Origin of the sequence: Kitasatospora sp. NPDC058243 (genome assembly GCF_042882025.1) — a bacterium.
Lineage (GTDB): Bacteria > Actinomycetota > Actinomycetes > Streptomycetales > Streptomycetaceae > Kitasatospora.
In genome coordinates this window covers 1-16945 of record NZ_JBHVWW010000056.1, presented here as the reverse complement: position 1 = coordinate 16945, position 16945 = coordinate 1, and the positions used below count along the sequence as shown (strand labels likewise).

Sequence of the window (16945 nt, the reverse complement as noted above, 5' to 3'; positions counted from 1 at the left end):
TGGGGTACCACACCGCGTTCCCGGCGGGGCGTGAGGCCTCCCCGCCCCGGCTTGCGGGGACCCCCCCACCCCGGCCCGGACCCCTGGGGGGTGGGGGTCAGGGAAAGGTGGTCAGCAGGTGCCCGCCGCGCGGTCGCGCACGACCAGGTCGGTGCGGCCGGGGGTGGAGTCCAGCCAGACCACCCGGGTGCCCTGGTCGGCCGCGGGCTGGTCCTGGCCGCCCCGGTCGCAGGAGAGGCGCTGCGGGGTGCCGCCGCCGGTCGGGAGCTGCCAGAGCTTGGGCAGCGCGGCGTTGGTCCAGCCGCCGGCGGGCTTGGTGCTCTGGACCTTGTAGGTGACGGCCTGGTCGGAGGCGGTGAGGTCGCTGCCGAGCGTCGGGGCGTTCGGCGAGTCGGCGGCCAGCACCTCGTTCACGCCGGAGCCGTCCAGGGCGCCGGAGCGGATGGAGGCGCGGGCGGCCGCGCCGGCCGGGGTGTCCAGCCACAGCAGCCGGCCGCCGGCGAGCCGGGCGGAGGAGGCGGTGGTCGCGGCGGCGCCGGGGGCGGCGTGCGCGGTGTACTGCGCGGTGACCTTGCCGGCGGCGATCGAGTAGACGGTCGGCGCGGTGACGTACTGCTGCCCGTCCTGCCAGGACTCGGTCCAGGCGAGGTAGCCGTCCTTGAGGGTGAGGTCGTCCGGGTGGTGCCCGTCGGCCAGCGGCAGTTCGACCGCGGGGGCCCCGTCGTGGGACAGCCACAGGCTGGTGCGGCCGGTGGCGAAGTCGTGCACGGTGAAGGCGATGTCGCCGCCGGAGACCTGCGGGTTGCCGGGCTCCTTCCCGTCGGCGAGGAACAGGCTGCGGACCGGGCCGGCGCCGGACAGCGGTGCGGTCAGCAGCTCCCGGCTGTGGTCCTTGGCGGTGGTGCCGATGGCCTTCCACACGGCGTTGGTGCCGTCGGTGGAGGGCCAGCTGTGGTAGCGGCCGTCGTCGGGGCTGAGCCGGACGGGGGCGCCGCGCCCGGTGGTGGAGCCGGTGTACAGCGCGGTGGTGCCGGGCAGGGTGCCGCCCGTGCCCTTGACCGGGTCGGGGGCGGGGGCCATCGCCACCCAGTGCCCGCCGCCGGCGGCCGGGGGCGCCATCGAGTAGGAGAGGTTGCGCGCCAGCGTGCGGCTGTCCATGCCGATCCGGCTCTCCCAGCCGGCCTTGATCCCGTGCGCGTCGAACGCGGCTGCCACGGTGCGCAGTTGGGCGTGGCTGAGGCCGAGGTCGCGGCCGGCCGCCAGTGCCGCGTTGCGCCCGGCCACGAAGTCGTCGAGCGGGGTGAGGTAGGCGGTGAGCGCCCGGTAGACCACCCGGTCGGCGGTGAGCGGGTCGAGGGTGCGCCGGATGTCCCACAGCGCGCCGCTGAAGATGGTGGCGTTGAGGTGCTGTCCGCCGTTGTCGACCGTGCCGCCGAGGTAGTCGTCCACGGTGGTGCGGTGGTCGTCCATCCGGCGGTCCGCGCAGGCCTGCGGGGTGCCGGTGCGGCACTTGCTCTCGCCGAGCAGCGCCGCCGCCGGGTCGTTCATGGACATGCCGCGGGCGGTGACCTCGATGGCGTTGCCGAAGTAGTCGGCGAGCCCCTCGTTCATCGCGCCGGCCTGGCCCATGCCGGCCAGGTCGGCGGTGTTCGATATGACGCCGTGGGTCATCTCGTGCCCGGCGATGTCGAGGGCGGCGGAGAACGGGTAGTAGTTGGGGCCCCCGCTGCCGTAGACCATCTTCTTCCCGTCCCAGTACGCGTTGGCGTAGGGGGCGCCGTCCTGGGACACGTTGACGACGGAGGTGATCGCGCCGCCCTTGCCGTCCAGGCCGTTGCGGCCGAACCGGTCGTGGTAGAAGTCGTACACGATACCGGCGTTGACGCTGGCGTCGGTGGCGCCGCTGGTGCCGGCGGAGGCCGGGAAGTCCGGGCCGGGGGAGTGGGCCGGGGGGAGGTCGGCGGGGATGCCGCCGCCGAGGTCCATCTCGTCCCGGCCGCCCGCGTCGTAGGTGGTGATGGTGGCGGGCCGGGTGAGGTCGGTGAGCTGGTAACTGCCGTCCGGCAGGCGGGCGATGTTCACCTTCGCGGAGTTGCCGCGGGCGTCCGGTGCGGTCCCGGTGGCGGGTTCGAGGCCGGCCGCGGCGGCGCGCTGGTCGGTGCCGCCCGCCGGGAGCGGGGCGCGGGTGTCGTAGGCGAGGGCGACCACGCCGACGGTGGCGTCCACGAAGACCTCGCGGGCCGCGGGCCCCCCGGTCGCCGGGTCGGCGGCGTGCACGGTGAAGCGCTGGGCGAGCCGGCCGGCGCCGTCCGGCAGGACGACCAGGCCGTGGTCCTCGGCGGTGGCCGCGGCCCGGGCCTTCGGGTCCTGGACGGAGCCGAGCGCCAGGTCCCGCAGGGCGGCGGCCGGGACGGTGGCGGTGGTCGGCACGGTCAGGCCGGTGAAGTACTTGCCGCCGACCGACTCGACGCGCTGCCCGGCGCCCTCGCCCGTCAGGTGCACCAGGTACTGCGCGCCGAACACGGGCACGCCGTCGTGGCGCTGCTCGAACCTGACGGTGCGCCGGCCGTCGGCGGTGCTCTCGGAGCCGACCTCGGCCAGCTCGCCGGGGTCGACGTGGTAGCGGTCGGCGTGGGCCGCGAGGTGGGCGCGGGCGGCGTCGGCGGGGCTGCCGACGGCCGACTCGGCCAGGCCGGTGACCAGCTGCGGGGCGGCGGTGTCCTGACCGGCCACCAGGGAGGGCACCGGGTCGGGGGCGGCCGCGGGCCCGGCCAGCGCGGGCGGCGCGGCCAGGGCCAGCGCCACCACGGCGGTGGCGCTGATGCCGAGTGCTGTGGACGTGCGGGAACGACGGGGCACGGAGGTCCTCTCGCAGGGCCGAACGGTGGTCGCGGCGGGCCGGTCGCGCCGACCACCGCGACGATCACGATAAGTCATCCAACGTCATATGTCGATAGACTTTCTATGTGCCCGCGGAGGGCCGGAACCCGACCCCCGCAACCAGCCCCGCAACCGGCCCGCAACCAGCCCCGGAAACCCCCAACCCGCCCCGCCCGGCGAGCGATTCGTTCAAGACGCCACCACACCCCCCGACCGACACTGACCCCCATGACCGATCGCGCCTTCACCCCCGCCGCCGGCCGCCTCGGCCCCGTACGCCTCTACGACCCCATCGTCTCCCTCACCCGCGAACGCCTGTGGCGCAGCCTGCTCGCCATGCACGTGGCCCCCCGCCCCGACGACGTGATCCTCGACGTCGGCTGCGGCACCGGCTCCCTGGCCGTCCTCCTCGGCCGCGTCGAACCACGCGCCCGCGTCATCGGCGTCGACCCCGACCCCACCACCCTCGAAGTGGCCCGCCGCAAGGCCGCCGCCGCCGGCGTCACCCCCGAATGGCACATCGGCATGGGCGACGCCGTCGCCGACCTCGTGGGCGCCGAAACGGCCGACACCGTCGTCTCCAGCCTCGTCCTCCACCAGTGCCCCATCCCCATGAAACAGGCCGTCCTCGCCTCCATGCACACGGCGCTGCGCCCCGGCGGCAAGCTCGTCATCGCCGACTTCGGGCGCCAGCGCACGGCCGCCATGCGCCTGGCGTTCCGCATCGTGCAACTGGCGGACGGCAAGGAGGACACCCAGCCCAACGCCGACGGCATCCTGCCCCGGCTGATCACCGAGGCCGGCTTCCACGGCGTGCGCGAGACCGAGACCGTCTCCACGCTCACCGGCTCGCTGTCGTTCTACGTCGCCCGCCGCGCGTAGGCCGCGCCCGCGCCGCCCGTCGGGTTCCCCGCCCGCCGGGTTCCCCGTGCGACCGGGGGAGATGACGCACCGGCAGGCCCGCACCTCCTGCTCAGCCGAGCGCCGTGTACTTCACCCGCTCCTGGAGCGGAGTCAGGCACTCCGTCAGCCGGCGTGCCTCGATGCTCTCCACGCGGTCGGGCGGTTCGTCCTCGTCCCCGGCCCAGCACATGTAGATGTCGACCGGCCCGTGCAAAAGGGCCGCGGACACCAGCGCCGCCAGGAACTCCCGTGAGTGCTTCTGCGCGAGGAACTCCTCGCGCTCCTCGTCCCGCATCGCGTCGACGAGCGCCATCGCGTCGGCCGTGTCGGTGAACCCCTCCCACTCGAACCGGGAGCTGTTGAACCCGCAGCCGCAGCCCTCGTGCGAGCCGACGCAGGTCACGTGCGGTGAAGTGAAGCGGGCTCGAACGGGCGCGTCGGCGGCAGTCTCGCGAACCCCGCAGTAGCAGGTCCCGAGCTGCGGACCGGCGGCGCAGGGGATCGGCAGCACGGGCTGTTCGGTTCCGATCCACACCATCAGACACATGCGGACGAGGCTACGCCCGGCCCGAGGCACCCGCCGGACTGCCTGCCCGGCCCGGGCCGCCCGCCGGGCCCGAGGCGCGCAGCACCGGGAGCACCGCCGACGGCGTCAGCCCCGTCATCTCCCGCATCTGGCGGCTGAAGTGCGCCTGGTCCGCGAAGCCGCCCGCCAGCGCCGCCTCGGCGAGCGTGCGCCCCTCGCCCAGCGCGTCGGCGGCGCGGGCCAGCCGCCGCCAGATCCGCCAGCGTGCCAGCGGCACCCCCAACTGCCGCCGCGCCAGCGCCCGCAGGCGCTGCGGCGACAGCCCCACCCGCGCCGCCAGCCCCGGCAGCGCGACCCGGTGGTCCGTCAGCGCCTCCATCGCCGCCCACAGCCGCACGTCCACCTCGGCCGACGGCAGCACCCCGGACGGCTGCAGGTCCTCCTCCACCAGGTCCCGCCACTGGGGCGCCACGGTGACACCGTCACCGCACCCCGCCCGCAGCCGGTCCGCGAACGCGCAGTGCGGATCGACGAAGAACGCCGACACCCCCCGGACCGGCGCCATCCGGTGCCACACCATCGGCGCCACCACCACCGCCGCGCCCCGGTGGCGGACCCCGGCCCCGTCCACGATCGTCACCTCGCCGCCCGTCGCCGCGACGGCGACCTGGAACGCGGCGTGCCGGTGTGACGTGCTGTCCGCCAACGGCCCCCGGTACAGCGCGTACCCCGCGCCCACGACGAAGTGCCGCCCGATCCCCTCCCACTGCCCCATCCGCCCGATGCTGCCAGAGCGCCGCGCCCGCCACCCCGGATTCCGGCCACCCCCTACTGCCTCAGGCCCACGTCGCGGGCCTTCCAGGCCAGGAACGCCGAGAACCGGACCGTGCCCGCCAGCCCGGCCAGGGCGAGCACGATCCACAGCGGGATCCCGAGCAGGCTGGGCCGGCTCGTGATCATCCGCTCGCCGGCGAGCCACACCCTGGTCTCGTGGCCGTCCGGATACAGCTTCCCGGTGGGCCGCTCCTCGCCGAACTCCCGGCCGCCGGCGCTCCAGTGGTACGTGCAGCCGTAGACGTCGTGGCCCTGGTTCTGGTCGTCCAGCTCCCGGCCCGTCGTCCGGCAGCCCGTCACGGTGGCCGTGACGCCGGGCGGTTCGTGCAGCCGGGTGCGGACGGCGTAGGCGGCCTGCGCCGCCGCGAACACCGTGCCCAGGGCGAGCACCAGCAGCAGCACCAGCGCCACGCAGGAGACGACGTAGTCGGTGGTGGAGACCCGACGCAGCAGCGGCAGCGAGGCGCCGACGGCCGCCACCAGCGCGACCCCGCACACCACCAGCCACCACCGCCGATCACCCGGCAGGTCCTGCGACCCCGCCCACACCACCGGCCCGGCCGCGCCCCCCAGCACCGCCACCCCCGCCACCACACCCACCGCACACCGCCGGTGCAGCGCCCCCCACTCCACAGCAGCCTCGCGCACCACCCCGCCCCCTCCCCGCCGCCCGCCCGACCTCGCCACCCCGAGGACGCCCCCACCCGAAGCCACGGTTTCGGTCCGGTGCGACACGGCTCGGTGCGGGGCTGAGCCAGGCCTATACGGGCAGATCCCATCCGGGCCCGTCCTCGGTGCCGAGCCAGACCCGCTGTCCGGCCGCCGACACGGTGATCCCGAAGCGATCCTGGTGCGGCTCACCGGCCGCCTGCCAGGTCTCAACCGTCTGCTCGACCTGGTCCCACAGGGAGACGGGCCCGCGCTGAGTCACGGTCCACCCGCCGGTGGGGTCGGGCGCCGTCCGGGCCTGCGATCCGGTGGCCAGGTCCCAGAGGATCTGTTGAGCCCCCACACCCATGCGGATTGCCCCGGGTGCGGCAAGCTGGGCCACCCAAGCGCCCGTCCAACTGTCCAGCTTCGCCGGGTCGATGCGGGTCGGACGCTCCTTGCCGGGCAGGAGGTCCAGCGTCGGGCGGGGCGGTCGGTCGTGCGTGCGGGCGATCATGAAACCGGTTTGGCCGGTCAGGAACCGGCCAGTGGCCTCGCCAGGTCCGGTCACGTCGAGCAGCACGAGGGCGTTCGCGTAGCTCCACCCGGAGAGGGTGACCAGGATTCGACCGCCGGGCTTGACCTGGTGGAGCCAGGAGAGAGGGATGTACCGGACGGAACAGGTGGCGATGATCCGGTCGTACTGCCCGCCGTCCGGGTCGCCGCGCAGCCCGTCACCGATGATCAGCCGGGGGGAGAATCCCGCAGTCCTGATCGCCGCTGCCGCTGCCGCGCCGACCGCGGGGTCGTGCTCGATGCTGGTGAGGTCGGCGTCCCCGAGGCGGTGCGCGCCGAGGGCGGTCGAGTACCCGGTGCCCGTACCGATCTCCAGTACCCGGTGCCCGGCCTCGGCGCCCAGCTGCTGCCACATGCGCAGTACGACGGACGGGAGGGTGGACGACGATGACGGGATACCTGTCACGGTCTCCCCAGCGGTGTCCTCGGGCCCGATGCGGCCGTCGAGTTGGGTCACCAGCGTCTGGTCGTCGTAGATCCCGGCCAGCCACCCGGGCTCGCCCTGACGGACGGACCGGTAGCTGGTCGGAACGCTGCCGGCGACCGGAGCGAAGTAGGTTCCGACGAAGAGCTCTCGCGGAACGGCCCTCGCCGCGCTGTCCCACTCGCGTTCGGTCAGCGTGCCGTCCTCGGTGAGCCTGTCGGCCAGAGCGGTGCGGAGTTCAGCCGGCGTGCTCATGCGTCACGGCCTTTCTGTAGCTGGTCGGCGAGGGCGCGGGCAATCGCCTCGGTGGTCTCGGCCGGCTGCCATGCCCACTGGCCGTTCGGGTTGCATTCAAGGAAGTACCAGTCGCCGGAGGCGGTCACGGCGAAGTCGAACGCGCCGTAGACCAGGCGAAGTTCTCCGAGGTAGGTGGCGACCGAACGTGCGACCGGCTCGGGAACGTCGATCGGGGTGCACGTCATCCGGTCCTGACGGCGCCGCCAGTCAAGGTCGGGGCTGTCGACCCGGACGCCGAACAGGCGGTTGCCGACGGCCGTCACCCTTGCGTCGAACAGCTTCGGCACCTTCGCCTGGAAGAGGTGCGGGCAGGCGGACACGGCGCCGGTGATGTCGGCCGGATCGACCTCGCGCACCCACACGGCGTGAGGCTGTCTGCCGACCGAGTAGGGGATGTTCCACAACGGCTTGTACACCGCCCCGGCGGCCTGGGTCGCCACGAACTCCCGTGCCTCGTCCGCGCTGTTCGTGATCACCGTGTCGGGGACCGGGAACCCGCAGCGCTGCGCGGCCGCCAATTGTGCCGGCTTGTGCTCGGCCGCACGGTTGGCCCAGGGGTGGTTCACGTAGTGCGCGGCGGGGAGCGAGGCGAGGATGCCGCCCGCACCCCACAGGGATTGCGAGGCGGCGAACCGGCGGTCCTGGCCGTCCAGTTCGGAGGGCCCTTCGTAGGGTGAGGCCCGGCGCACCCAGACGGACCGGACGGCGGAGAGGTCGAGCTCCCGGCTGGCCGTGCGCAGGGTGCCCCGCTGCTGGCCCGTGCGGTACGTGGCGATCAGCGAGGCACCCGTGTGCAGGTCGGCGCCGGGATCGAGCCGGACCACCGGAACCCGGCGCTCGGCGAGCACCCGCAGTACCGCATCCGCGGTCACGTCAAGGGGATTGGTCAGCACCAGCACCGACCCGCTTCGGTCGTTCATCAGCCGTTGCTCTGGTCCTGGTCGTAGGACTCGGTGCTGTCGGCGTCGGTCGGCCCGCCCGGTTTTCCGTCGGGCGTGGTCGTGGTGGGCGTCAGGCCGCTCGTGCTGGTGCCGTGCCCGCCCAACTCGACCGTGCGCCCGTGCTCGTCCACGATCACCGCAATCTGCGTCTCGGGGTCGATGACGGGCGTGTGCTGCGGGACCGGGACGGTAGCCGTGAACGGCCCCATCCGGGTGGTACCCCACGGTGCGGTTGTCATCTGTACTGCGCCTCCATTTCGTGGTGGTGCTGACAGGATCAACAACTCGGCCGGTTGGCCGAGTTGTGCAATCCCACCCCAGTCGCTCGACCTGTCCGGGGTCGGGACGGCCGGGGTGGGGGCTTGGGAACCCGATCCGAGCGGAACGGACCTCAAGTCCGTGACGGGTTCGCCGACCTGCGGGCGGTATCGCGGCTTCGGGGACGCGGGGGTGCTTTTGAGCGCCACGACAGCGGCTCCGTTCCGTAGTTCGACGACTACCGGGGGTGCCAACTGTCCTCTAGGCTGCGGAGCTGTTCAACTTGTCCCACGGTGTCAGATTGGTAGGACGAACAGCCTTGAACAAGCGGGAACTTGACCCCCCGACATCCCCGGCCGCCGAGTTCGGCGTACTGCTTCGCACGTCGCGCGAGCAGCGGGGCTGGACTCAGGAACACCTTGCCGAGCTGATCGGCTGTACATCGTCGTACATCTCCGCGCTCGAGCACGGCCGAAGGAAACCAAGTCAACAGATCTCAACGGCACTTGATCGAGTCTTCGAGTCGGGAGAGCAGTTCCTCAGGGAGTGGAGTACGTCCGGTCGGCGGGTCTTGTTCGAAGGCTTCGACGAGTACCTGCGCAATGAAGCGAAGGCCATCGCCCTGAGACTGTTCGAGATCAACCTGGTTCCGAGTTTGCTCCAAACGCCCGAGTACAGCCGAGTTTTTCAGGAGGCGGCTGTCCTGCGGGGGGTCGCAACTCAGCAGCAGGCCGACGAACGAATCGAGAAGGTGCTGCTCCGACAGCAGGCCCTCGCCCGAGATCCGGCGCCGCACGTCCAGGTGGTGATGGACGAGGGGGCGCTACGGCGGCCGATCGGTGGTCGGGACGTCATGGTGGCGCAACTCAGGCACCTGGAAGCACTCGCTTCACGTCCCCGTTTCCTGGTGCAGGTGTGTCCTATCACAGCAGGCGAGAACCGCCCGTTCGGGCATCCAATTACGTTGCTGACCATGCCGAACAGGGCCATCGTGGGGTACGGCGAGACGCAGCGGCGCGGCTACCTCGAACGCGATCCGGAGACGTTGGCTGAGTGGGCCGGTGAGTACGATCATCTCCAGGCCGAGGCGCTGCGCCGAGCAGCGAGCATCGAGTTCATTCGAAACGTGCGGAAGGGTTTTGAGCATGGATGATCGCAATGCCACCTGGCACAAGAGTTCCTACAGTACCCAGGGAGGGAACTGCGTCGAGGTCGGTGCGAACGTCGTCCACACCGTCCCGGTCCGTGACTCCAAGGATCCCCACGGTCCCGCGCTGGTCTTCCCTGCCGACGCCTGGTCGAGCTTCGTCGCCGCCGTCCGTTCCGGAGAGTTCGGCGACGTCTGACGTACGCGTGCCGCCCTGACGCCCCGCCACCCTGGAAACCGCCGGGAAGCCTGTCTCTCTCATGACCCGCACGCCCAGAGCCGAACGGTAGGCAGGCGGCATCGTCGCACCCGGGCCCGCACCCGCCCGATGTCACGGTTTCGGGCCGCGTCCGGTCTTCATCGGTGAACAGGGCGCGGCCGACACCCGGGCCCCCCGCTGCAGGAGAGGGACGAGCCATGGAAACCGTGACCGTGCGACGGGTCGTCGCGGCGCCGATCGCCGAGGTGTTCGACTGGTGCGCCACGAGCACCAACTACACCCGCTCCCCGTTCGTGCTCAGGGCGCGCCTGGCCCGGCCCGGGGAGGGCGCGCCCTACGGGGTGGGCGCCGGGCGGGCGCACACCTGGCTGATCGGCTGGTTCAACGAGCGGATCACCGCCTACAACGCCCCGCACGGCTTCGACTACACCGTCGACCGCAGCTTCCCGCCGGCCCGGCACGAGTTCGGCCGGATGACCTTCGAGGAGGTCTCCGAGGGCACCCTGGTCGTCTGGACGACCGGCTTCGCGCTCCCGATCCCCCTCGTCGGCGCGGCCTTCGCCCGCCGGGTCGGCAAGCCCCTCATCGCCCACGTCTTCGGCGCCATCCTGGCCGCCGCCGCCACCGACCTCGAAGCCGCCCCGAAGAAGCGCCCCTGACACCGCGGCGTCAGGGGCGCGGCAGGGGCGGCGCGGCAGGAGCGGGACGGCTCAGGCCGGCGGGTTCGGCCGGTTCAGGCCGCGGTCGTAGGCGAAGATCACGGCCTGCACCCGGTCCCGGGCGCCGATCTTCGACAGCACCCGGCTGACGTGCGTCTTGACGGTCGACTCCGCGAGCACCAGGCGCTGCGCGATCTCGCCGTTGGTCCAGCCCCGGCCGACCGCGACCAGGATCTCGCGCTCGCGCTCGGTCAGGGCGTTCAGCCGCGGGTCGTCCTCGGCGGCCGCGCCGGGCGGGCGCACGGGCAGGTGGTGGGCGTAGGCGTCCAGGAGGCGCCGGGTGATGGCGGGGGCGACGACGGCGTCGCCCTCGGAGACGGCGCGGATCCCGGCCAGGAGGTCCTCCGGGCGGGCGTCCTTGAGGAGGAAGCCGCTGGCGCCGGCGCGCAGCGCGGCGTGGGCGTACTCGTCGAGGTCGAAGGTGGTCAGGACGAGGATGCGCGAGCGCCCGCCGGTGGCGACGATGCGCCGGGTGGCCTCGATGCCGTCCATGCCGGGCATCCGGATGTCCATCAGGACGACGTCGGGCCGCAGGTCGGCCGCCAGGCGTACGGCCTCGGCGCCGTGCGCGGCCTCGCCGACGACCTCCGTGCCGGGCTGGCTCTCCAGCAGCATCCGGAAGCCGTACCGCTGGAGCGGCTGGTCGTCGACGATGAGGACCGTGGTCACGTCAGGCCGCCTGTCGGGTCGGGGTCGGGATCGGGATCGGAGGTGAAGGCGCCGGGTCCGCCGGGTCCGCCGAGGCCGTCGGGTCCGTCGGGCCCGTCGGGGGTGAGGTCGAGGACGGCCTCCACGGTCCATCCTGCCCCGGGCCCGGGCCCGGCGGTGACGGTGCCCCCGTACAGGGCCGCGCGTTCGCGCATGCCCGTGAGACCGTGCCCCTCCTCGCCCGCCGTGCCGCCCCGCGCCGCCCCGCCGGGTGGACCGCCGGGCGGACCGCCGTCCCGCACCCGCACCCGCAGCCGGCCGCCCTCGGCGGCCAGCGTCACGTGCGCCCGGGTGTCGGGCCCGGCGTGCTTGAGGGTGTTGGTGAGCGCCTCCTGGACGATGCGGTACGCCATCAGCTGCACCCCGCGGTCCAGCCGCCCCACCTCGCCGCGCGCGGTGTACACGACCTGCGGCCCGGCGGCCCGGATGCGCGCGCACAGCCCGTCGAGGTCGGCGATGCCCGGCTGCGGCGTGAACTCGGGGCCCTGCTCGCCGCCCTGGTCGCGCAGGACGCCGAGCATGCGCCGCAGCTCGCCCAGCGCCTGGCGGCTGGTCTCCCCGATCAGCAGCAGCGCCTCCCGGCCCCGCTCGGGGGAGGCCTCGGTCGCGTACGCGCCGCCGTCCGCCAGGGTGATGATCACGGACAGGTTGTGGCCGATGATGTCGTGCATCTCCCGGGCCACCCGGGTGCGCTCGGTGGCGGTGGCCAGCCGGCTGCGCTGGTCGCGCTCGACCTCCAGCCGCGCCGCCCGCTCGCGCAGCCCGGCGAGCTGGGCCCGGCGGATGCGCACCGCGATGCCGACGGCCACCGCCGCCGTCGCCGCGCTGAACAGGAAGAACAGCGCGTCCCCGACCGGCAGCCCGCCGGACAGCTCCACCGCGACCAGCGCCGACGCGCCGGCCATCGCCGTGCACGCCCATGCCAGGTGCCGCAGGCTCCCGTGCAGGGCCAGGCTGTAGAGGGCGACGAGCAGCGCGACGTCCGCGCGCAGCGCCACCCCCAGCGACCACTGCAGGACGAACACTGCGGCGACCGCCGCGAACGCCGCCGCCGGGTGCCGCCGGCGCCACAGCAGCGGCAGCAGCAGCCCCGCCTGCAAGGCCAGCATCGCCGCCAGCGGCGGGCGGGCGAAGACGATCCGGTGCTCGCGCGCCCGCTCCCCGCCGTCGTGGAAGGGCAGCAGGTCCGGCAGGCAGAACAGCAGGAAGACCGCGGCCACCACCGCGGTGTCCAGTACCCACGGGTGGTCGCGGTCCGCCTGCCGCGCCCGCTGCCCCAGCCGGGCCAGGCGCGCGAACACCGGGTGCCCCGACAGCGGGTCGCCCCCCGCCCCCGCGGCGGTGTCGTGCTCGCTCACGGCGTCACCTTCGTCCAGCTCATCCGCAACGGTCGTCACCTTCGTCCAGCTCATCCGCAACGGTCGTCACCTTCGTCCAGCTCATCCGCAACGGTCGTCACCTTCGTCCAGCCTCATCCCGGAACGGACACGAAAACGGACACGAAAACGGATACGGAAACGGAAACGAAACGCGCCCGGTGCGGCACCCGACTCGAACGGGCACCGCACCGGGACGTCCACGCAGTCTCCCAGTCCTCAGGCGTCGCTGCGCACCAGCCGCACGGCCGCGCCCGCCAGGGCGAGCACCGTCCACAGCAGGAACACCGCCAGCCCCGCGGCGGGCGACAGCGTGGTCGCGTCGTGGTGCAGGGCGAACAACGCCTGGCCCGCGTTGCTGGGCAGGTAGGGGCTGATGTGGTCCTGCCAGGACGAGGGCAGCAGCGAGATCAGGCCGGGGACCAGCATCAGCGAGGCCACCAGCACCGAGATGCCGCCCGCCACCGACCGCAGCAGCGCGCCCAGCGCGACGCCGATCAGGCCCACCAGGGCGAGGTAGAGCCCGGCCCCCAGCAGGCCGCGCAGGACGCCGGCGTCGGAGAACGTCATCGCCGCGCGGGTGCCGGAGAGGATGCCGCTGTCGGCCGCGAAGGCGACGAACACCCCGACGGTGCCGAGCAGCAGCACCACCACGCCGTACACCGCCGCCTTGGACCACAGCACCGGCAGCCGGCGCGGCACCGCGGCCAGGGTGGAGCGGATCATGCCGGTGGAGTACTCGCCCGCGGCGACCAGCACGCCCAGGACGCCGAACGCCAGTTGCGCGAAGTTGGTGCCGAACAGCGACAGGCTCAGGGCACTGGCGTCGGCGAAGTCCCCCCGGTCCATCGGGCGCCCCGAGGTGATCCTCGACTTGAACTGGAATGCGGCGATCAGCCCGAACGCGACCAGGAACAGCAGGCCCAGGCCCAGCGTGATCCAGGTCGAGCGCAGCGACCACAGCTTGGCCCACTCCGAGCGCAGCACGCGCACGGGCGTCACCCGGTAGGCGGGGCGCGCGGGCCGCCGGTCGGCGGCCGCGGACGTCTGGCTCGGTGCGATGGTGCTCATGCCGCGCTCCTCGGGGACTCGGCGCCGGCACCCGCACTGGCGGCGGGCCCGGTCGCGGTGGTGGTGCCGTGGTACTCCACGGCGTCCCTGGTCAGCTCCATGAACGCCTCCTCCAGGGAGACCGTGCGGGTGGTGAGCTCGAACAGGGCGATGCCCTGCTCGGCGGCCCGCAGGCCGATCTCCCGCGCGGCCAGGCCGGTGACGAGGAGTTCCTCCGAGCCGGAACGGCCGGTGACCTCCACCCCGGGCCCGGCCAGCGCCGTGCGCAGCCGGGCCGGATCGGCGCTGGCCACCTTCACCACGTCGCCGCCGGCCTGGCGGACCAGGTCCTGCACGGTGGTGTCGGCCAGCAGCCGGCCCCGCCCGACGATGATCAGGTGGTCGGCGACCAGCGCGACCTCACTCATCAGGTGCGAGGACACGAAGACGGTGCGGCCTTCGGCGGCCAGCGAGGTGAGGAGGTTGCGGATCCACAGCACGCCCTCCGGGTCGAGGCCGTTGACCGGCTCGTCCAGCATCACCGTCGCCGGGTCGCCCAGCAGCGCCGCCGCGATCCCCAGCCGCTGGCCCATGCCCAGCGAGAACGCCCCGGCACGCTTCCTGGCCACCGACTGCAGCCCGGTCAGCTCGACGACCTCCTCCACCCGCGAGCGCGGGATGCCGTGGGTGTGCGCCTGGGCCATGAGGTGGTTGAACGCGGAGCGCCCCGGGTGGATCGACTTGGCCTCCAGCAGCGCCCCGACCTCCTGCAAGGGCGCCGCGTGCGCGGCGTAACGGCGCCCGTTGACGCGCACCGAGCCGCTGGTGGGCGCGTCCAGTCCGACGATCATCCGCATGGTGGTGGACTTCCCGGCGCCGTTGGGCCCGAGGAAGCCGGTGACCGTGCCGGGCTTGACCGTGAAGTCGAGCCGGTCGACGGCGGTCTTCTCCCCGTACCGCTTCGTCAGCTGGTGCGCCTCGATCATCGCTCACCCCTACGCTCCGGGGCCGGACCGTCCCGGCCTCCCTCACACTCCACGCTAGGTGCGGCGCCGGCGCGATCCGTGGTACCCCGGACCGATCATCGGAAGGGGCGCGGTACCGCGGTACCGTGCCCGGATCGCCTGTTGCGGTTACATCACGACGTGTCCGATTCATCGAGTATTGGACCGGAGTGCGGCGATTAACTTTGTTGGCAGCGGTGCGAACGGTCTCTCATAATGCCTGCTGAGACGCGTGATGGACGGTCCGGAGAACCGCCGGGGGAGCGGTTTGCGAGGGAGTCCGCGCGCGAGATCCCACATTCTCCCGGGGGAGTTCCTTGTCCGCGCCCGAAAACGAAACAGCCGCCGTTGCGGAGCAGCCCGACGCTGCGCCGCAACCGGCCGCCGTACCGCAGCACCCCGCTGCGCCGCAGCACCCCGCCGTACCGGAGCACGCCTGCGTACCGCAGCCCGACGCCGCGCCGCAGCACGCCGTCGCACCCGAACCGGCCGCGCGCCGGCTGCCGCGCGCCGTCGGCGTCGTCCTGGCCACCGCCGGCCTGCTCGCCGTCACGGCGACCAGCGCCGCGGTGACCGTCGCCGTCGGCAGGCCGGACACCCGCCCGGCCGCCGCCGCACCCGCGCCGGCCACCACCACCGCCAGCCCGAGTCCGACGCCCTCCGCCACCCCGGTACCGGTGCCGACGCCCACCGCCGCCCCGACCACCCCCAAACCGGCCAGCACCGTCAAGGGGACCGTCAACGGCGGCAAGCACGAGGGCGACCTGCGCTACTTCCTGCTCCCGATCCCGGACGGCGGCGAGTCGTACGGGCCCGCGGACGGGATGACCATGACCAACGACGACGTCGCCGACCTGTTCGGCAAGCAGGACGGCATCATGGACATCCTCGGCTCGTACGGCTACCAGTCGGGCGCCACCCGGATGTACCGGACGGCCGACGGCAAGGCCGAGGTCACCGTCACCCTGCTGCGCTTCGGCTCCACCTCGATGGCGCGCGAGTTCGTCCAGGGATACACCCTCAAGTCGCAGGACCCGATCGACATCGACGGCGACCCGAACGCCCACGGCTACCTGCACAAGCCCAAGCAGCAGGCGTACACCGGCTCGATGACCGGCATCTCCAGCCAGGGCGACGTCCAGTACACGATCGACGTCGAGGTGAAGGGGACACCGGACAAGGCGCTGCTGAGCGGGCTGATGAAGCGCCAGCGCGAGTGGCTCGCCTCCGGCGGCTGAACGCAGCTGAACGCGGCTGAACCCGCGCCGCCGCCCGCCCCGACGCCGTCCTCCCCACCCTCCTCTGGAGCCACCCCGTGACCACCGAACCCGCGCTGCCCCCGCCCGGCACCGCGCCGGCGCCCGCCGCCCCGCCGCGGCCCGCCGCCATGCCCGCCGAACCGTCTTCCGCCGAACCGCCTTTCGCAGCACCGCAGTTCGCCACTGAAGTGCCGTCCGACGCGCCGGCCCCCGAGCTCCTGTCGGCCGCCCCCGAGCGGGCGCCCCGCGCCCCGCGCCGCCCGCGCCCGGTGCTGCTGGCGGTGTCCGGACTGGTGCTCGGCACCCTGGTGGGCGGCGGCGTCGGCTACGCCGTCCAGGCCCAGCGCCCGCCGACGCCGCTGCCGCCGATCCAGGTCGCGCGCCCGTCCTACCCGGCCGTGGCGGTCGACCCGACCGCCTACGCCGCCCAGCAACCCAAACCGCTGGCCATCGACGGCGACCTGCTCAAGCTGCTGATCGGCGCCCCGGACGGCAGCACCGCCTGGGGAGAATTCCCGGACAAGCCGAGCTGGGTGTCGGTCGGCGAGCTCGCCGAGCACAGCGACAGCGCGGTCCGCGACTTCAAGGACCTGAACTCCCGGGGCTTCCGGCGCGCGGCCGAGGTGGACTGGAAGAAGGGCGACGCCAGGTACCGCGTGTCGCTGGTCCAGTACGCGCCGGACCACGCCGACGAAGCCGCCACGCACGCCGTCGGCACCACCCGCAACCTGAAGCCGTTCGCCGACGGCGCCAACGGCGGCTACCGGGTGGACGAGACACCCAGGTACTGGGCCGACAGCGCCGATCGGTACTACTACGGCCAGGCCGTAGCCCAGCGCGGCACGGTGGCGATGGTGGTGGAGGTCTTCGACCCCAAGCCGGTGAACCCCGACGTCGTGAAGGACCTCGCCAAGCAGCAATGGGAGCGGCTGGTATGACCGACAACAGCATGACCGGGACCCCGGCCGCCACGCCGGCGCCGACCGCCCCCGAGGCGGCCCCGGCCGCCGCCGAACAGCCCGTCGCCGAGCAGCAGTTCGCCGCCGAGCCCGCCGCGCCGACCGCCGCCGCGCCCACCGATCCCACCGCGCCCGCCGCCCCGCGCCCCGCCTCCCGCCGCCTGCTGCGCGCGGGTGCCGCGACAGCCGCGGCGGCGCTGGCCGGGGGGGCCGTCG

18 protein-coding genes are annotated in these 16945 nt (G+C 73.5%); 7 read left to right on the top strand and 11 right to left on the bottom strand.

All coding sequences use genetic code 11. The features are described 5' to 3' along the window. Positions 1-111 precede the first annotated feature (111 nt). Positions 112-2859 carry a M4 family metallopeptidase gene (locus ACFVX9_RS29025; RefSeq protein ID WP_387984330.1) on the bottom strand — a complete coding sequence of 916 codons (2748 nt, stop codon included), beginning with the start codon at positions 2857-2859 and terminating at the stop codon, positions 112-114. Between the two features lie 249 nt (positions 2860-3108). Here ACFVX9_RS29025 and ACFVX9_RS29020 point away from each other — a divergent pair, with 249 nt between their 5' ends. Continuing rightward, positions 3109-3762 carry a class I SAM-dependent methyltransferase gene (locus tag ACFVX9_RS29020; protein ID WP_063352855.1) on the top strand — a complete coding sequence of 218 codons (654 nt, stop codon included), beginning with the start codon at positions 3109-3111 and terminating at the stop codon, positions 3760-3762. A gap of 91 nt (positions 3763-3853) precedes the next feature. Here ACFVX9_RS29020 and ACFVX9_RS29015 read toward each other — a convergent pair whose 3' ends face one another. The 6 genes from ACFVX9_RS29015 to tgmA form a co-directional block, all read right to left on the bottom strand. Further along, on the bottom strand, positions 3854-4330 hold the full coding sequence (locus ACFVX9_RS29015; protein ID WP_380344553.1) for a hypothetical protein: 477 nt from the start codon (positions 4328-4330) through the stop codon (positions 3854-3856). A 10-nt stretch (positions 4331-4340) separates the two neighbouring features. Continuing rightward, positions 4341-5084 (bottom strand): helix-turn-helix domain-containing protein, encoded by a 744-nt coding sequence (locus ACFVX9_RS29010; RefSeq protein ID WP_380484626.1) that lies wholly within the window; start codon positions 5082-5084, stop codon positions 4341-4343. 53 nt (positions 5085-5137) lie between these two features. Continuing rightward, the gene (locus ACFVX9_RS29005; RefSeq protein ID WP_387984327.1) at positions 5138-5791 is read right to left on the bottom strand and encodes a hypothetical protein; all 654 of its coding nucleotides are present in this window, start codon (positions 5789-5791) and stop codon (positions 5138-5140) included. Between the two features lie 112 nt (positions 5792-5903). After that, on the bottom strand, positions 5904-7046 hold the full coding sequence (gene tgmC, locus ACFVX9_RS29000; RefSeq protein WP_387984325.1) for an ATP-grasp peptide maturase system methyltransferase: 1143 nt from the start codon (positions 7044-7046) through the stop codon (positions 5904-5906). Next, on the bottom strand, positions 7043-8008 hold the full coding sequence (gene tgmB, locus ACFVX9_RS28995) for an ATP-grasp ribosomal peptide maturase (protein WP_387984323.1): 966 nt from the start codon (positions 8006-8008) through the stop codon (positions 7043-7045). Before tgmB ends, tgmC begins: the two co-directional genes overlap by 4 nt. Beyond that, the gene (gene tgmA / locus ACFVX9_RS28990) at positions 8008-8268 is read right to left on the bottom strand and encodes a putative ATP-grasp-modified RiPP (RefSeq protein ID WP_380344565.1); all 261 of its coding nucleotides are present in this window, start codon (positions 8266-8268) and stop codon (positions 8008-8010) included. Before tgmA ends, tgmB begins: the two co-directional genes overlap by 1 nt. A 338-nt stretch (positions 8269-8606) precedes the next feature. Between tgmA and ACFVX9_RS28985 the strand changes: the two genes are divergently transcribed. The 3 genes from ACFVX9_RS28985 (at position 8607) to ACFVX9_RS28975 (ending at position 10313) form a co-directional block, all read left to right on the top strand. Continuing rightward, complete coding sequence (locus tag ACFVX9_RS28985) at positions 8607-9440, top strand: Scr1 family TA system antitoxin-like transcriptional regulator (protein ID WP_380484635.1); 834 nt, start codon at positions 8607-8609, stop codon at positions 9438-9440. Next, positions 9433-9633, top strand: coding sequence for a DUF397 domain-containing protein (locus tag ACFVX9_RS28980; protein ID WP_387984320.1), 201 nt, complete (start codon positions 9433-9435; stop codon positions 9631-9633). Before ACFVX9_RS28985 ends, ACFVX9_RS28980 begins: the two co-directional genes overlap by 8 nt. 218 nt (positions 9634-9851) lie before the next feature. After that, complete coding sequence (locus tag ACFVX9_RS28975) at positions 9852-10313, top strand: SRPBCC family protein (protein WP_387984318.1); 462 nt, start codon at positions 9852-9854, stop codon at positions 10311-10313. Positions 10314-10364: 51 nt separating this feature from the next. Here the strand turns inward: ACFVX9_RS28975 and ACFVX9_RS28970 are convergent, their stop codons facing one another. The 4 genes from ACFVX9_RS28970 to ACFVX9_RS28955 form a co-directional block, all read right to left on the bottom strand. Further along, the gene (locus tag ACFVX9_RS28970) at positions 10365-11042 is read right to left on the bottom strand and encodes a response regulator transcription factor (RefSeq protein WP_363586833.1); all 678 of its coding nucleotides are present in this window, start codon (positions 11040-11042) and stop codon (positions 10365-10367) included. Beyond that, positions 11039-12439 carry a sensor histidine kinase gene (locus ACFVX9_RS28965; protein WP_387984316.1) on the bottom strand — a complete coding sequence of 467 codons (1401 nt, stop codon included), beginning with the start codon at positions 12437-12439 and terminating at the stop codon, positions 11039-11041. Before ACFVX9_RS28965 ends, ACFVX9_RS28970 begins: the two co-directional genes overlap by 4 nt. A 237-nt stretch (positions 12440-12676) precedes the next feature. Further along, positions 12677-13528, bottom strand: coding sequence for an ABC transporter permease (locus ACFVX9_RS28960; protein WP_387984314.1), 852 nt, complete (start codon positions 13526-13528; stop codon positions 12677-12679). Next, complete coding sequence (locus tag ACFVX9_RS28955; RefSeq protein WP_063352845.1) at positions 13525-14493, bottom strand: ATP-binding cassette domain-containing protein; 969 nt, start codon at positions 14491-14493, stop codon at positions 13525-13527. The genes ACFVX9_RS28960 and ACFVX9_RS28955 overlap by 4 nt, the downstream gene beginning before the upstream one ends. 335 nt (positions 14494-14828) lie before the next feature. Here ACFVX9_RS28955 and ACFVX9_RS28950 point away from each other — a divergent pair, with 335 nt between their 5' ends. From ACFVX9_RS28950 to ACFVX9_RS28940, 3 genes are all read left to right on the top strand, one after another. Then, positions 14829-15749, top strand: a complete 921-nt coding sequence (locus ACFVX9_RS28950) for a hypothetical protein (protein ID WP_387984312.1) — start codon at positions 14829-14831, stop codon at positions 15747-15749. Between the two features lie 77 nt (positions 15750-15826). Then, positions 15827-16708 (top strand): hypothetical protein, encoded by an 882-nt coding sequence (locus tag ACFVX9_RS28945; RefSeq protein ID WP_387984310.1) that lies wholly within the window; start codon positions 15827-15829, stop codon positions 16706-16708. Next, positions 16705-16945 (top strand): hypothetical protein (locus tag ACFVX9_RS28940; RefSeq protein WP_387984309.1); only part of this gene is annotated, 241 nt, incomplete at its 3' end. The genes ACFVX9_RS28945 and ACFVX9_RS28940, both read left to right, overlap by 4 nt.